The sequence below is a fragment of the Thermoflavimicrobium dichotomicum genome, from assembly GCF_900114055.1.
Classification (GTDB): domain Bacteria; phylum Bacillota; class Bacilli; order Thermoactinomycetales; family Thermoactinomycetaceae; genus Thermoflavimicrobium; species Thermoflavimicrobium dichotomicum.
The window spans coordinates 187,765-203,584 of sequence record NZ_FORR01000004.1 but is presented as its reverse complement, the minus strand read 5'-3'; the positions used below and the strand labels follow the sequence as shown (position 1 = coordinate 203,584).

Genomic DNA, 15,820 nt, shown 5'->3' with positions numbered 1-15,820 from the left:
AATCATCGTCACCTGCATGATTTGCGAATACCTGATATCCAGCAACCTTCGCTTGGTTTGCTGCTAATGAAGTATATAGATCAAATACTTCACCACAATGTAAAGGCTCTTTTTGTGCGTTACCGCCTAATACGCTTATGGGTAGTCCCTCCTTTTGCTTTTTCTATCCAAAGGATATCCCTAAATAAAAATTTATATGTACAATAAATTTAATCATCTAAAGCACATAACAATGAAAAAAGGAAACCGTCAGAAATTTTACTTATACATAGGCAATACACTACTTTGGTGAAGATTGCAACAGTGGACAGAAGACGGTACGTGGAATTGTATTTTGCCTACTTGCTATCATTCTGTGGTGTATTGATCGACTTTTGAAATAGCTTCTGCAATATCAACCCACCTGGTAAATCTGGGTGTTTTTTTCTATTGTAACCTTAAGCCGCTTTTATATCGCCAGAAAACAGATAAGAACCAAAGGTTAATGAAATCACATTATCCGATATCCTGGGAACCGATCGGGATGAAGTGGTTGATCTGGTGCAAATGAAGATTGAAAAGAATAAAATATACCAACATATTCATATTTTGGACAAAAGAGAACAGGAAGTGATTCGAAGTCGTTTTGGACTGGATGGGGAAGAAGAGAAAACACAACGCGAAATAGCCAAAGAACTTGGTATTTCGCGTTCATATGTTTCGCGGATCGAAAAAAGAGCATTGATAAAACTGTTTCATGAATATTATCGTACAACATCGGCGAAAGAGAAGAGATGATAAAAGGATAAAGTATCATGATCTCACTGAAGAGGATTCAGTGGGATTTTTTTGTGAAAACATGATCTACTAAGAATAATCGGCAGCCATTCATCAATATTCTCCCTAATCTTTCGGATGAGACTGGAAGAAGTTCCACATGATCAGGCTGGCATCTGGTCCGGATGGGTCTGTGTAGGTGCCAGAGCTATCTCCACCAGACCAAGCATGCCCCATTTGATTGACAATATATTTTTCTAAGATTACTTTTCCTGTTTGATCTTGATAGGTAGATTTGGTATAGGTTCGGCCACCAGGTACATTTTTGTTTTCAACCAATTCTGGTTGATCGTCCATCAGATCGTTATCTACACCATCAGCAGCCAAGTCATTGGTTTGTGCCCACATAGAAATGACTTGATTACCATTGATCGGATAAACGACGTAATCATTGGTTCCATGGAAAACGATAGTGGGGACTACCCGTTTAAATGATCCCATGGCCTGATAGGCCAAAGTTCCTTGTTGATTGGGATTGGGCCCACCGTAAAGCATGGCCATGTTGGCGGTCCATATACTGGTAGCTGCTTTGTATTCCAAGCCACTACCGACACCGATTGCGGCAAACAGATCAGGGTAGGTAACACCGAGTATGACACTCATGGCTCCACCGGCAGACAACCCTGCAGCATATATGCGGGTTGTGTCAATGCTATATTGGGAACGGATATGATGAACGACTCCAGCGATCGAGGCAGGTTCTCCTTTACCACGTGATTGATGTTGTGAATCAAACCAGTTCCAGCATTTGTTGGCATTAGAGGAGGTAGGTTGTTCGGGATAAGCTACAAGAAAATGATAAGTTTCGGCATATTGGTTCATTTTCGTCCCGCGTGCAAAGTCATCAGGGGATTGCGTACAGCCGTGTAACATAATTACTAAAGGAAGGGGTTCACCAGGAGTATAACTGCTGGGAACATAGAGTTTGTAAACGCGACCATCAGTGGATATTTTCGTAAGAAAGCTGGAGGCATGAGTCGAAATGGGGGAGGGGATGATAAGTGTAAAAAGTAAGGTAAGCATGATCAAAAATGGGGATAAACGAATGGGAATGGCTTTGCCCATACACTTCACCTCGAAACAAAATGAAATCGCTTATATTATAATAGGATGCATATACAAACTGGTTGCAATTGAGTTACAAGAATAATCTAACTTTTATGTCAAGATTGATCATAATGAAAGATAGAGGTGTTAAATCCATGTGTGCAGAGGATTTGCTTTGCATGGCCAAAGAGTTATCCAAACGGTTTGCGTTGCGAGCTGCTGAAGTAGACCGAAAAGGAATCTTTCCTGAAGAAAACTTTGCTGAATTAAAAGAAGCTGGTTTTCTAGCTTTAACGGTTCCTGAGGAATATGGCGGACAAGCCATCTCTTTATATACGCTTGTGCGATTATTGGAATGTTTGGGAGAAGGGGATGCCTCTACTGCTCTATCGCTCGGATGGCATTTGGGAATTTTGATGGAATTGGCCACGCAACGCTTATGGCCCGAAGAGAAATTTGCGAGTGTTTGTCAGGAAATTGTCGAGTCCAAAAAACTGATCAATCGGATTGCGACAGAGCCAGAGACAGGCAGCCCGTCACGAGGTGGCAAGCCGCAAACAACAGCGCACAAAGTAAAAGGGGGGTGGAAAATTACCGGACGAAAAACGTTTGCAAGCATGAGTTATGCTTTGGATTTTTTGCTGGTTACGGCAACGATCAAAGAAACAGAAGAGGTTGGAGAATTTTTGCTTTGTCAAGACATGCCGGGCATTCGCTTTGATGAAACATGGGACACTCTGGGAATGCGTGGGACAGTCAGCCATGATGTGATTTTTGATGATGTTTTCGTTCCTGAAGATGCGCTCCTTCAGATCATGGATTCATCACGAAATGCCAAAATGGGAAAAGGTTGGTTGCTGCATATTCCAGCCTGTTACCTAGGGATCGCCAAGGCGGCTAAAAATGAGGCGTTGAGGTTTGCAGAGAAGTATGCACCAAATAGTATCAAAGGTTCGATTAAAGGACTTCCCCATGTTGAGCGAATGGTCGGCGAGATGGAGTTGGCTTATTTCACAGCACAAACGCTACTTCATTCCATTGCAAAACGATGGGATGAAAATGTAGAGGATAGAAAAGAGATGGAACCAGATCTGGCAGCGGTGAAGTATGTGGTAACGAATACGGCCTGTCAGATCGTAGATATGGCGATGCGCATCGTTGGAGGGCACAGTTTGTATCGCTCTTTACCTTTGGAGCGATATTATCGCGATGTTCGTGGTGGCCTGCACAATCCGCCGATGGATGATTCCACGATTCGAATGCTGGCGCAAAAAGCGTGGAAGGAAAGAGAAGAATGAAATGGAGAAACAGGGATATGTTCTAGAAAAGTATGAAATGAATAGGACACCCTATAAACGGGTGTCTGATTAGTCAATGCTAAGTTTTTCACCTTGTTCTGTTTCAACTATGAATTTCATTTTGTCAGGATCGATCGCACCTTTTTTGATTTCAAGATAGCGGCGAGGAGCCAGTGGTTCAGATGAAGTGGATGAAGAGTCCTTTTCAAGTCTAACCACGATTCTGATAAGGTCAGGCTTGATAATCTGTAAGGCAGTTACATCCATATCATAGCCAAAGTATTTTTTGTCACTGATTTGAACGAGTAAGTAGTCATTTTTATTAAAATCAAGAGAAGAATTCTCTAAGCTTCCTGGATGCTTCTCTTTGGTATAAATCCACACGCCTCCATGTGGCTGGCGTTTTGGGGCACCCATGAGCCAGTTAATCGGTTGATAGGCGATCTCTTCATAGGTTTCATTTGCTTTTTTTCCTTCAGATTCACTATTGTTATTATTGCTATCGCCAGAATCAGCATTTGCTTTTTGAGCACTGCTTTCTGTTTTGGAGCTTGTATTTTTGCTGTCTTTATTATCGCTGGCCAAGTTTAGTAAGGTACTGCATCCTGTTAACAGTACACTGACGAGAGAAACCACAAAAAGCTTTTTGCCAAGTTGCAAGAAGTTCAACAGAATACCCTCCTTAATAAAAATATTTATAATAAACATAAGCTCTAGAAATAATGTTAAATTTTTTCTCATAATTAAGCCAATGAACATTTTGTGAAAAAATAGCAAGAAAGGAGGTAATAACCATTACGATACCAAATCATGGAGGCTGGGCTTTAGATTGAATCAGGTATGAATCGAGATGCGAAAATATGTTCTTATTTTCTTATTATAGTCAAAAATGAATATCCATGTGAAGGTAATTTGTAAGTTTAAATATGGAGAAACTCTGTTCCCATTTTGGATAAAAGAAATTTTGCATTGTTAGTCTTCGATAAATAATTGGATTTGGTTCATGATCTGTTTTAAAATCAGGATCGATTGTTTGATATCCGTCGGTATTTCTAAGGAATGATCTCCATTTTCGATGACTAGAACTTGGATATTCGGTTTGGTACGTATTGCGTTCATTTTGGTCAAGTCGTATACAGGGTCTTTGTCCCCGATAACACAAAGCGTTTTCTGCTCCATTTGAAGCATTTGTTGGTAAAGTGGTTCAAGATGAATGAGAGGGGTAAGGAGTATGTATTTAGCTGTTTCATATGAATTTAGTTTGCTATGGGTATGGAGGATGGGAACAGTGCCAAGAGATTTTCCCAGAAAGATGATCTCTTCATACGGATGCTGATCCAAAATTGTTTGTACGAGTCCGTTCATATCTTGACTAAGCCATTCATGTTGTTTTTCTAAATCTAAACTCTGAAATTCAGCCATTTGATGGTATGGATATTGGACTTGAATCACATCGATTTGAGCCTGTAATAAAATCTTGGTTGCAAAGTAAAGCAATGGGTGATGGTTGGTATAACCACGACCAGGAAACATAAAGCATAGAGAATGTTTGTCTCCCTGATTTTGTATAAAGGTGTACGTAATCGGATGACCTTTGATTCCGATCCATTGAGCTGTTTGCATAGTTCTTACTCCTTTATCCGAAATAATGAATATCTTATTATATAATATAATATTGAGATGATTAGAAAGAGGAGAGTTTTTGATGAAAATATTAAAGATATTACATCGTATCTATCTGGCTTCAGAACAACTGGATTCGATGGTTTCCTTTTATGAACAATTGTTGCAGGAAAAATGCAGTTTACGTTTTTCTTATCCACAAGTCGGTCTGGAACTGGCTCAGGTAGGATCATTTTTGCTTATTGCTGGTAAAGAAGAGGCACTTCAACCTTTTCGGGCGATCCAGTTAACGGTTCTGGTAGAGTCGATGGAGGAAGCACAAAGAGTACTGTTGAAGGAAGGGGCACAAATTTTGGTAGAACCAAAACAGGTACCCACAGGTTGGAACATGCGCGTGAAGCATCCAGATGGTATCATTGTGGAATATGTGGAACATAAAAGATAAAGGATTATTGGTACGAGCCATCTAGAAAAAAGGCTTCTCAACTTTAACATTGAGAAACCATATTTAAGTAGTGTGTATATTTTTCACTTTCTCCCTAAACAAAGAGCTTTCATTTGCAGTTGTGGCTTTTATCCGCTTAATCTTGGGATTTAAGCCTTTTTTCTTTTTGGAGACTCAAAATGATGGTTGCTAGAATAATGCAAAAACTGCCAACCCACTCAAATAATCCGAAAGATACCTGAAGCCAAATAACAGAAATGATAGCAGCCGTGAGAGGTTCAGAGCTGGCCAGGATGCTGGTCTCATTTGGCTTGATGTATAGAGTGCTATAAGTGTAGAGCGAGAAAGGAATCGCTGTCCCGAATACGATAATGAAGACGAGCAAGAGGATGGATTCAAGCGATATGTCCCCCTGCATCTCCCAAGGGGGGGCGATAAAACTGAGCGTGATTCCCCCGAGAAGCATGCCCCAGCCATTTACTAGCATCGTTCCCCAGCGTTGAATCAGTTTGGCAGGATAAATGGTATAAAAGGCAAGAAAAACAGCAGATGAGAGGCCCCAAAAGACTGCTTCTGCCGAAATATTCAGTTTGCTGATGTTGCCATTGGTAATCAGAAAGAAAGTACCGAATAAAGCAAGTACCAAGGCGATATTTTCAGCTTTACTGGGTAATCGGCGCAAGAGCAAAGCAAGGTAAACGGTAATAAAGACAGGGCCTAAATATTGGAGTAATGTAGCAGTAGCGATATTGCTTTTCTCGATTGCCACAAAAAAGGTATATTGAACACCTAGCATACCCATGATCGAGTAAACCAATAAAGGAAAGCGCTCATTTTTGGACTGCCAAATGGACCAGATGGAGCGTTTGTTTCCAAAAGCCGAAGAAAAACTGAGTAGAATCATGCCTGAGAAGATCAGACGTATGGTGACTAACCAATCTGGTGCAAATCCATGATGTTGGATAAGATATTGAACCATCGAACCGGAGATGCCCCATAAAGAGCAGCTAAACAGAACCATAAAGGTTCCCTTTATGCGCGAAGAATGACGAACCATTTCTCTAGTCAAAAAAATCTATCCTTTCTTTCATATCATTCTATATGCAATATATCGCATTCTATTTAAATAATCAATAAAAAACCCTCTTCCATTCACAGTAGGCAAGGCTACTGCTGATTGGAAGAGGGATTGCTCGATGTTATTTTGCCAATACATTTACGCCAGTTGATCCAAAAAGCTCGAAGTGCATGCGATCAGCTGGAACTCCCATGTTTTCCAATGCTTGTCTCACGGTCCGCATGAAAGGTACAGGACCACAGAAGTAGAAGTCAGCATCGGTGGTAGAAAGAACGGAGGCTAGCCACTTTTGATCCACATATCCTTCTTTGTCAAAGTTCAGTTGGGCACGATCTTTTTCGGTGGGTTTTTCATAAACCACGTAATACTGGATGTTTTCATGCTGTTGGGCCAGTGTTCGCACATGGTCATCCATTGCATGATATTCACTATTGATAGCGGCATGAATATAAGTTACTTTTCGGTTAGGTTGTTTTTCTACGATGGTATTTAGCATACTGATGAGTGGAGTCATTCCCACACCGCCACTTAATAAGACGACAGGCGTCTCTTTTTCCTGATCCAGGTAGAAAATGCCTGCTGGAGCGCTAATCTCAACAATATCTCCTTCCTGAATTTGTTCATGAAGATAGGTTGAAACCATTCCAGCCGGTTTTTGATCCGTTCCGTCTTCTCTTTTGACAGAGATCCGGTAATAATCTTTTCCAGGTGCATCGGATAAGCTATATTGACGAATCATGGTGTATTCATAGTCTGGGGCTTTAACGCGAATACTGATATATTGTCCAGGTTGATAGGAAGCAATGGGCTTTCCGTCTGCCGGTTTGAGATAGAATGATGTGATGACACAGCTTTCTTTCACTTTTTTATCCACAATAAACGGACGGTATCCAGCCCATCCACCCGGTTGCTGTTCCATCTGTTTATATAGTTCTTTTTCTTTCGTGATAAAAATGTCAGCAAGTACACCATAAGCTTCACGCCAAGCCTCGATGATTTCATCAGTTGCGGCATCACCGAGCACATCTTTGATGGCCTGAAGTAAATATTTACCGACAATGGGATAGTGTTCTGGCAGAATTCCTATACTGCAATGTTTATGAAAAATGTGTTCAATCGCAGGCAAAAGTTTTTCTAAGTGATCTATATTTGCAGCAGCTGCATACACGGATTCTGCCAAAGCACGGGGTTGATCTTTTAATTTTTGGTGTGCTTGGTTAAAAATGTTGTTCAGTTCGGGATGTGCTGCAAGCATCGTCTGATAAAAATGGGTAGTGATTTTTTCGCCATGTTCTTTCAAAACAGGAACCGTTGACTTGATTATTGAGATTGTTTTGGGGCTTAGCATCGAATTCACAGCCTTTCTCCAAAAAAAATCGTGTTGTATAAGAATAATATACTTTTGTTTTTTAATTTTATCTGTGATAATAATCACATATAGTTTTGCGGAGAGGTGACAATCTTTGATTCTGCACAAAGGGGAAGTTTTGTTTATCCAAGGAGAAACAGGCGGTTTATATAAGCTGAAAAGTGGTTTATTAAAAGTAGTGCGATTACAGGAAGATGGAGATTGTGTATTGATGAACTTATTGGTTCCTGGCGAAATTTTTCCACATCATTCCCTATTTAGTCCCAAGCCATATTTTGCGACAGTGAGTGCGGTGATTACCAGTGAGGTTGAAATGATTCATACGGAAGAATGGTACAAGGAGGTAAAGGAAAATCCAGCAAAGCAGTATGAGTTGGCCCGTTTATTGGAGCATTATCTGGTGCGTATGCAAGAACGGGTGAGTCTGACTACGGTTCCAGCCAGCAAGAGAATTCCATTATTTCGCAAGTGGTTACAAAAGTATTGCCCGAATCAGCCCATTGAAGAATTACTTACTCAAGAGGAGATTGGACAATTTTTGGGGATGAGCCGTGAAACGGTAAATCGTTATTTGCGAAAGTTAAAATGAAAAATCCCCCGATCTTTTGTGGAGACGGGGGAAGTGGATTAGTATGAATTTTTAGCCTGGTATGAGTGGTTGTAATAATCTTTACTGATTTGAGTTTCCAATAAAGACTTTATTTCAGTTAAACACTTGGCACACAATAACAGGTTTTTACCTTCGAGGAAGGTACGTGCTTCGTATTTAGCTGTCAATTTGCCGCAAGATTCGCATAAATATCCTTTGTGCTTCATATTCTTCGCCTCTTTTCTACATGGTGTTTATGATTGAATCAATGGATCATACTCCTCGTACAAAAGTAACGTTAATAAGCTATTTACCACTTTCAACACTGTTTTAAACACTGATTTTTTCACTCGTTGTTTGTTAAAGGAATCCAATGTTAGAATACTCTTATACACTTTTATTGGTGAAGGAGACAGGATCATGAACCAGCGAATGGAAAAGATGATGAACTGGTTACGCGAACAACAGGTAGATGTCGCTTTTATATATGCGCCAACCAATATTTATTATTTTACTCATTTTATGTGCAATCCCCATGAACGATTACTCGGGCTTTTTATTTTTCCGGAAAGAGACCCCTTTTTGATTTGCCCATTGTTGGAAATGAGGGAAGTGAAGAATACTGGCTGGCCTTATACGATTATTGGATATGATGATGTAGAAAATCCTTGGGAAATGATTCGAGCCGAGTTAAGTAAACGTTTGCAAAAACAGGTCATTCAAATGGGTATTGAAAAAGAAAAGCTGACCTATGCGCGAGCTGAACAATTAAAGCAAGTGATTCCTTCGGCACAATTTGTTTCCATTGATGAACAGTTGAATGAACTGCGTTTGATCAAGAACGCTGAAGAAATCCATATCATGCGGGAAGCAGGAAAATGGGCGGATTATGGAGTGGAGGTAGGAATCTCTTGTCTCAAAGAAGGTATTACAGAAATGGAGGTGCTGGCACAAATTGAGCTGGAGCTCAAGAAACAGGGAATCCAAGACATGGCTTTTTCAACGATGGTGTTATTTGGAGAAAAAACGTCCCTTCCGCATGGGCATCCTGGACGAAATGAACTGAAAAAAGGGGATATGGTATTATTTGATTTAGGTGTAAAATGGAAAGGATATTGTTCGGATATTACAAGGACGGTTGCTTTTGGCTCCGTGAATGAGAAGCAGCGGGAGATTTATGAAACGGTGCTAAATGCACAACTGGAAGCGCTGAAATATTGTAAGCCTGGAACCAGAATCGGGGATTTGGATCAAGTGGCCAGATCCATTATTGCTGAGGCAGGATTTGGAGCCTATTTCACTCACCGTTTGGGACATGGGCTCGGAATGGAAGTTCATGAATATCCTTCTTTAAATGGAACAAATGATCAGGTATTACAGCCGGGTATGACTTTTACGGTGGAGCCAGGCATTTATGTTCCGGAAATTTGTGGTGTTCGGATCGAAGATGATGTCGTCATTACACAAGATGGACATGAAACGTTAACAAGATTTCCAAAAGAGTTACAAGTTATTTAAATAGGTGAGCTCGCCGTTTTTGCGGGCTTTTTTTTATTATAATGAATAAAGTAAGACATATATCAAAAGAGGGATTGCCATGCCTATTTATTTTTATCGAATAAATGAAGAATATGGATCTTTTTCTAATTTTTCTCCACATCCCATAGAATTAGATGGTAAAAAATGGCCAACAACAGAACATTATTTTCAAGCACAAAAATTTATTACGACAGATCCAGCGTATAGTGAAAAAATCCGTCTGGCTTCCTCGCCGATGGTTGCAGCAAGACTGGGGCGATCCAGAAAAGCACCCCTTCGTCCTGATTGGGAAAAAATAAAAGATGATGTGATGCGAAAAGCGGTTCGCTGTAAAGTGATGACGCATCCAGATGTAAAAGAACTCTTGCTTTCTACTGGCGATGAGGAAATTATCGAAAAAACGACAAAAGATACATATTGGGGTTGCGGCTCAGATGGAAAAGGGAAAAATATGTTAGGAAAAATTTTGATGGAAATCAGAGAAGAATTGCGGAAACCATAACTTTCCTTGGCCATTTGAAATATGAAGCGGCTATTTTTGTGATATACTTCTCGTAGTTATGGCTTTTGTACAGGAAAAGTAACCTTATCCTTGAGGCCGTTGACAAACCCGGTTTTCCTTTTCCAGTTGAACGACTTCTTGCTCGTAATTAAGGAGTGGGGGCATGCTGCAATATTTGCTTGATTTTATAAAAGAATATGGCATCATTGCACTATTTGTTGCCACAGCGATTGAAGCATCTGCTTTACCTTTTCCAGGAGCATGGGTTGTCCTTATTTTTGGTCTGATGTATCCGGCTTCACCATGGCAACTCGTTTTGATCGGGGCGGCAAATGGGGTTATTTTTTCTATTTTTAGCATGATTCCTTATTTGATTGGGAAAAAATTAGAGAAATTTACAAAGAAGAAATTTGATCCAGAGAAGATTGAGAAAACGCAACAATGGTTTCGAAAGTATGGGGAATGGAGTATTATTTTTTCACGCCCACTTAGTATAGGGAACTATATTTCTTTTATTTCTGGGATGTGTAATGTAAACTTTTGGCGCTATCTGTTGTTTACTTATATGGGAGTATTCCCTTGGAATGTTATCTTGTTATTTGTCGGCCATTCTGGGAATATTGATCGAATTCATCATTTTCTGGGATCGCTACAGCACGTGGGGATCATACTTGTCATTGTTCTTGTTGCCACTGTTGGTGTCTGGGTATTTGTAAAAAGAAGCAAAAAAAGACAACAATCTGAACGAGGATGATAGAACCAGTGGTGTTAAAGTCGGAAGGCAACAGGAATTTAGAGTAGGTATTTGGTTAAGCGACACTTTATATCAGGTGTCGCTTTTTTATTTAACATCCCATGGTAGCCCCTTGCTCGTTTAATTCAGAAAATATATTTATTTTATAAATGATTATATATTGTTATAATAGTTATGTAGTTGAAAAAACGAGAGGTGATTGGATGTCTTTTTTTAAGCGTATTGCAGCAAGTATGGGAGTGGGTGGAGCAGAAGTTGATACCGTATTGGACAAATCGACTTTTTGTCCTGGAGATCTTATTACTGGTACCATTCATGTTCGTGGTGGAAGTGTCAAGCAAGACATCGACGATATCGATTTATATGTCATGACACGTTATATCATGGAAAAAGATGATCAGCGCATCTATCAAGAATCGAAAATTACGACTTTTCGGGCTGTAAATCGGTTTACGATTTTGCCTAGAGAGGAAAAAAGCTTTCCATTTCAATTTCGCCTTCCTTTAGATACCCCTATTTCACTGGGGAGTTGTATGGTCTGGATTAAAACCAATTTGGATATCAAACATGGTCTTGATGCTCAAGATAACGACCAAATTCAGGTTCGTCCACATCCATGGATCGATAAAATTTTAAATGCAGTATCTGATTGTGGTTTTCGACTGCGCGAAGCCGACTGTGAGTACGCTCCTTATTTCCGCCGCCGTTTGCCTTTTGTCCAGGAATTTGAATTTGTTCCGAACACACGCAAATATCAGAATAAACTGGATGAGATTGAGCTGGTTTTTCATTTGGAGGAAAATGGATTGGAGGTTGCTCTGGAAGTGGATCGAAAAGCGAGAGGCGTATCTGGATGGCTGGAAGAGCAGCTTAATCTGGATGAAACACTTGTCCGTGTTCGGTTAAGCAGAGATGATCTGAATCAAAATGAAAAAGAATTAGCGAAGAAGTTTGATGAACTGATTAGCCAGCATGCAAATCGTCGCTTTTAAAATCACATGGCCAATGGTAAAAAAACGAGCCAATGGCCCGTTTTTTTTAGATTTGATCAAATGTCTTGTATTCGTATTTTCTAACCGGAATAAGAAGTAGAGCAGGCATAGCACTAAGGAGTGCAGCTATCACGTAGACCATACGGATCTCCATCAAATCGGCAAGTGTTCCCATAAGTAACGTAGATAAGCCGAAGCTGACATAATCAAGGGTAAAATAGGCAGCATTCACTTTTGGAAGCTGTGCAGGTGATGTAGAGGTCTGAATGATGGTTCTGCTTGCATTTAATAATGCTTCAAATGGGGGTCCAGTTAAAAAGACAAGGATGAGACTCAAGATGGGCACGGAAATTCCCGCAAAGACGAAAGTAAATACAGAGAAGACAATGGATCCCGCGATGATCGTCGATACCAAATGTTTTTCTATCCATTTGGAGAGTGCATAAGTAACGATACCACCCATGATCGTTCCAGCGAAATAGCTGCTATTGATAAATCCCCACCATGCTTCATTTTGGTGAAGCGCCTTATTCACAAATGTAAGCAGTATGGCCCCTGACCAAACACCGAAAGATAATCCCATGATCGTGTACCCAATCGCCATCCGGCTGAGTACTGGGTGTGAGAGAATAATGGACCATCCTTCTTTGAGAGTGGCCAAGTGGTTATTGTTTTCTTTTTGCATGTGCTCTTTTTCTTCTGGATCCATTATGAACAGCAGAGATAAGGTGGAAATGACAAACAATGAAAGGGTACCCCAGAGGATTTGCCGGGCACCAAAGGCAGCCACCGCCATACCACCCAGTGACCAGCCAGCCAGTAGCAAGATATTGTCTGTGGTGGAAATGAAACTGTTTGCCTTTACCAGTTTTGTTTTTTCCACGAGTCGAGGGATCAGGGAGTTGCGAGCAGGCTTGGTCCAACCGTCCAAAAATGCGAGGATTGCAATGAAGAACCAGATCCAGGTTAAAAAAAGAGTGACTGGATAGGTAGAAAGCCAGACTAATCCCAGAAGGAAAATGGTTTGCCCAAACTGGGAGATAATCAGGATGTGTTTCAAAGAAAAACGGTCCAAGATAAGAGGGGCCAGCAATCCGCTTATCGAAGTGAAAACAGTTCGAATAATCGGTAGCAAAGCTGCCAGAAAGGTGGAGTGAGTACTTTGATAGATAATGGTAACCAAAGCCAATGTATAAAAAGCATCACCCAGGTTGGCTAACGATTGCCCTGTCCATAAGTAGGAGAAGGAATGTTTTTTCCTCATCTTTTTCTCTCCCTTAGGGTATATTCAGTTGTTTGGAAGTGAAAGAAATGGACAGACGATCACATGGGCGATGTTCCTTTCTTTTTTGATATGGCGAGATCATATATATTTTATAAAATTTCAAGTAATTTGCCAAGATAAATGATTCATTGAAAAATGAATACCCAATGGATCAAGAAGCTCGTTTTCTTTTTTTGAAATGAGGAATATGGATATCATCACAAGTTGAATGGAGGATGAAAGAAAATGACATTGTATGATATCAAAGTAAAAACTGCGCAAGGATCGGAAAAATCATTGGCCGAATATAAGGGATATCCGCTTTTAATTGTAAATGTTGCCTCCCAATGTGGTTATACCCCACAATATGAGGGACTTGAAAAGCTATATCAAACATACCGGGAAAAAGGATTACGCATTTTAGCTTTTCCATGCAATGATTTCGGGGGACAGGAACCGGGGACGATTGAAGAAATCCAACAATTTTGCCAGGTAAACTATGGCGTAACTTTTGAGGTATTTGATAAAATTCATGTGCGTGAATCGGAGATCCATCCGCTATACCAATGGTTAACCAGTCAAGACGGAGAAGGCGATGTGAAGTGGAACTTTGAAAAATTTCTGGTCTCAAGTCAAGGAAAATTGATTCGGCGCTTTCGAAGTGGTGTCAATCCACTGGATCCGGAGCTGGTAAAAGCAGTAGAAACTGAGTTGTGAAAACAAGTAAGTGAATGGTTGCAAAGGCTTGATCATCTGCTCGATACCACAGAATTGAATCGCTTCCGCCATTTTGCAATCTCTGTATTCCATATGTTATAGTAATTGCCGAAAAGAAGAACGAAAACGGGGTGGACTCCGTGCTCAGTAAGTTCATACCTGATTTATATGCTCAATCGATTTATACTATTGATTTCGGTGCATTAAAGCGACGAGGTGTGACAGCCATCATTGTTGATCTGGATAATACACTTGTGGAGTCCACTCGTCCTGATGCAACGCCGAGATTGATAGAGTGGTTAAATGAAATAAAAAAAATGGGATTTCAGGTGATCATTGTTTCCAATAATACAAAAACACGTGTATCCAAATTTGCTGTTCCGCTTAATATTCCATTTATCCATACAGCGAAAAAACCCCTGACACAAGCATTTCGCAAAGCTTTGGAAAAGTTGGGAACCAGAATAGAAGAAACCGTTGTCATTGGTGATCAGTTATTGACAGATGTGTTAGGGGGAAATCGTATGGGACTTTATACGATTCTGGTGGTACCTGTATCCGATGTAGAGGGCATTTTTACACGGCTGAATCGCCGGATTGAGCGATTGGTATTTCGTTGGATGAAGAAACGTGGCTTACTTAGTTGGGAGGAAGGGAATTGAGTGATAAAGAGTACCGGTGTGATGGCTGTGGTATTGTGATTCAAACCGAGGATCCATCACAATTGGGATATGTACCACCCAAAGTCTTGGAAGAAAGGGAAGAAGTTTACTGCCGTCGATGCTTTCGGATTCGGCATTATAATGAGATTGCTCCAGTTGAGCAGGATCCGGATATTTACCTGCACAAGCTGGCAGAAATCGCTGAGACGGACAGTTTGGTGGTACAGGTCGTTGACCTCTTTGATTTTTCAGGGAGCTGGATTCCAGGGATTCATCGTCACATTGGGAAGAATCCATTGCTCCTTCTAGCAAATAAGATTGATCTGTTTCCCAAGTCCACAAAATGGGGCAAATTAAAGGATTGGTTACGTAAGTATGTAAAAGAATTGGGGATTTATCCGGTTGATATTATTCTTTGTAGTGCGGAAAAAGGCATACATATGGATGAAGCCCTGGAGGCCATCGAAAAATATCGGGATAGGCGAGATGTGTATGTGGTGGGAACAACGAATGCAGGAAAATCCACATTCATTAATCGTATCCTGAAAGAAGTGGCTGAGTTGGATGAAATCATTACGACATCCCCCTATCCAGGAACCACTTTGGATGCGATTCGGATTCCTCTGGATGATGGAAAAGCGATTATCGATACACCAGGTATTGTGAGGAAAGACCGTCTGAGTGAGTGGGTCCGACCTACCGATCTGCATGTGGTGATTCCGAAACAGCCGTTAAACCCGAGAATTTATCAGTTAAATGATCAGCAGACGTTATTTTTTGGTGGATTGGCGAGAATGGATTATATTGAAGGGGAGCGTCAGTCATTTGTTTGTTATGTATCCAATCATCTCTATGTGCACCGAACGAAATTGCAAAATGCAGATGCTTTTCTTGAGAAGCACCATGGAAAAATGCTCTCGCCTCCCCAGGATCCAGCTCAACTACCTCCTTGGAAAAAACATCGTTTCTTCTTGCCAGGACATGAAAAACAGGATATTGTGATTTCTGGTTTGGGCTGGATAGCTTGTGGCAAGGAAAAAGGACTGGTAGAAGTATGGGCTCCAAAAGGAGTTCAAGTGGTTGTACGGCCAGCGATTATCTAATGGGAACGCCCGCAAAGGGCGT

Annotated in this window: 17 protein-coding genes and 1 pseudogene; 12 read left to right on the top strand and 6 right to left on the bottom strand. The window is 40.7% G+C overall.

Going from position 1 to position 15,820, the window contains the following annotated elements:
- Both BMZ78_RS19460 and BMZ78_RS06715 read left to right on the top strand, forming a co-directional pair.
- Positions 1-207: hypothetical protein (locus BMZ78_RS19460; RefSeq protein WP_341849627.1), on the top strand; the 207-nt coding region annotated here is incomplete at its 5' end.
- A gap of 276 nt (positions 208-483) precedes the next feature.
- Positions 484-777, top strand: a pseudogene (locus BMZ78_RS06715) (sigma-70 family RNA polymerase sigma factor); the annotation flags it as partial.
- A 105-nt stretch (positions 778-882) separates the two neighbouring features.
- Here BMZ78_RS06715 and BMZ78_RS06710 read toward each other — a convergent pair.
- Positions 883-1,881: an extracellular catalytic domain type 1 short-chain-length polyhydroxyalkanoate depolymerase gene (locus tag BMZ78_RS06710; RefSeq protein WP_093229000.1), complete on the bottom strand. Its 999-nt coding sequence runs from the start codon at positions 1,879-1,881 to the stop codon at positions 883-885.
- A 137-nt stretch (positions 1,882-2,018) separates the two neighbouring features.
- Between BMZ78_RS06710 and BMZ78_RS06705 the strand changes: the two genes are divergently transcribed.
- Positions 2,019-3,161, top strand: coding sequence for an acyl-CoA dehydrogenase family protein (locus tag BMZ78_RS06705; protein ID WP_245739760.1), 1,143 nt, complete (start codon positions 2,019-2,021; stop codon positions 3,159-3,161).
- A 69-nt stretch (positions 3,162-3,230) separates the two neighbouring features.
- Here BMZ78_RS06705 and BMZ78_RS06700 read toward each other — a convergent pair whose 3' ends face one another.
- Together BMZ78_RS06700 and BMZ78_RS06695 are read right to left on the bottom strand one after the other, a co-directional pair.
- Entirely contained in the window at positions 3,231-3,830 is a 600-nt protein-coding gene (locus tag BMZ78_RS06700; protein ID WP_093228997.1) for a hypothetical protein, read from the bottom strand.
- 303 nt (positions 3,831-4,133) lie between these two features.
- Complete coding sequence (locus BMZ78_RS06695) at positions 4,134-4,784, bottom strand: alpha/beta family hydrolase (protein WP_093228995.1); 651 nt, start codon at positions 4,782-4,784, stop codon at positions 4,134-4,136.
- Positions 4,785-4,866: 82 nt separating this feature from the next.
- Between BMZ78_RS06695 and BMZ78_RS06690 the strand changes: the two genes are divergently transcribed.
- Positions 4,867-5,229 (top strand): VOC family protein, encoded by a 363-nt coding sequence (locus tag BMZ78_RS06690; protein ID WP_093228994.1) that lies wholly within the window; start codon positions 4,867-4,869, stop codon positions 5,227-5,229.
- Positions 5,230-5,365: 136 nt separating this feature from the next.
- On the opposite strand, the gene BMZ78_RS06685 is transcribed toward BMZ78_RS06690, so the two are convergent.
- Together BMZ78_RS06685 and hmpA are read right to left on the bottom strand one after the other, a co-directional pair.
- Positions 5,366-6,298, bottom strand: a complete 933-nt coding sequence (locus tag BMZ78_RS06685) for an EamA family transporter (RefSeq protein ID WP_245739759.1) — start codon at positions 6,296-6,298, stop codon at positions 5,366-5,368.
- A gap of 130 nt (positions 6,299-6,428) precedes the next feature.
- Complete coding sequence (gene hmpA, locus BMZ78_RS06680; protein WP_093229026.1) at positions 6,429-7,655, bottom strand: NO-inducible flavohemoprotein; 1,227 nt, start codon at positions 7,653-7,655, stop codon at positions 6,429-6,431.
- Positions 7,656-7,770: 115 nt separating this feature from the next.
- On the opposite strand from hmpA, the gene BMZ78_RS06675 reads away from it, so the two are divergent.
- From BMZ78_RS06675 to BMZ78_RS06655, 5 genes are all read left to right on the top strand, one after another.
- Positions 7,771-8,265 (top strand): Crp/Fnr family transcriptional regulator, encoded by a 495-nt coding sequence (locus BMZ78_RS06675; protein WP_093228992.1) that lies wholly within the window; start codon positions 7,771-7,773, stop codon positions 8,263-8,265.
- 420 nt (positions 8,266-8,685) lie between these two features.
- A complete protein-coding gene (locus tag BMZ78_RS06670) occupies positions 8,686-9,783 on the top strand; it encodes a M24 family metallopeptidase (protein WP_093228991.1) in 1,098 nt (365 codons plus the stop codon).
- 79 nt (positions 9,784-9,862) lie between these two features.
- Positions 9,863-10,306 carry an NADAR family protein gene (locus BMZ78_RS06665; protein WP_093228989.1) on the top strand — a complete coding sequence of 148 codons (444 nt, stop codon included), beginning with the start codon at positions 9,863-9,865 and terminating at the stop codon, positions 10,304-10,306.
- A gap of 163 nt (positions 10,307-10,469) precedes the next feature.
- The gene (locus BMZ78_RS06660) at positions 10,470-11,060 is read left to right on the top strand and encodes a DedA family protein (RefSeq protein ID WP_093228988.1); all 591 of its coding nucleotides are present in this window, start codon (positions 10,470-10,472) and stop codon (positions 11,058-11,060) included.
- A 203-nt stretch (positions 11,061-11,263) separates the two neighbouring features.
- Positions 11,264-12,052: a sporulation protein gene (locus BMZ78_RS06655; protein ID WP_093228986.1), complete on the top strand. Its 789-nt coding sequence runs from the start codon at positions 11,264-11,266 to the stop codon at positions 12,050-12,052.
- Positions 12,053-12,098: 46 nt separating this feature from the next.
- Here the strand turns inward: BMZ78_RS06655 and BMZ78_RS06650 are convergent, their stop codons facing one another.
- Positions 12,099-13,316 carry an MFS transporter gene (locus tag BMZ78_RS06650; protein ID WP_093228985.1) on the bottom strand — a complete coding sequence of 406 codons (1,218 nt, stop codon included), beginning with the start codon at positions 13,314-13,316 and terminating at the stop codon, positions 12,099-12,101.
- A gap of 246 nt (positions 13,317-13,562) precedes the next feature.
- Between BMZ78_RS06650 and BMZ78_RS06645 the strand changes: the two genes are divergently transcribed.
- The 3 genes from BMZ78_RS06645 to yqeH all read left to right on the top strand — a co-directional run bounded on the left by BMZ78_RS06645 (position 13,563) and on the right by yqeH (position 15,798).
- Positions 13,563-14,033: a glutathione peroxidase gene (locus tag BMZ78_RS06645; RefSeq protein WP_093228983.1), complete on the top strand. Its 471-nt coding sequence runs from the start codon at positions 13,563-13,565 to the stop codon at positions 14,031-14,033.
- Positions 14,034-14,173: 140 nt separating this feature from the next.
- On the top strand, positions 14,174-14,695 hold the full coding sequence (locus BMZ78_RS06640) for a YqeG family HAD IIIA-type phosphatase (RefSeq protein ID WP_093228982.1): 522 nt from the start codon (positions 14,174-14,176) through the stop codon (positions 14,693-14,695).
- Positions 14,692-15,798, top strand: coding sequence for a ribosome biogenesis GTPase YqeH (yqeH, locus tag BMZ78_RS06635; RefSeq protein ID WP_093228980.1), 1,107 nt, complete (start codon positions 14,692-14,694; stop codon positions 15,796-15,798). Before BMZ78_RS06640 ends, yqeH begins: the two co-directional genes overlap by 4 nt.
- Positions 15,799-15,820: the final 22 nt, after the last annotated feature.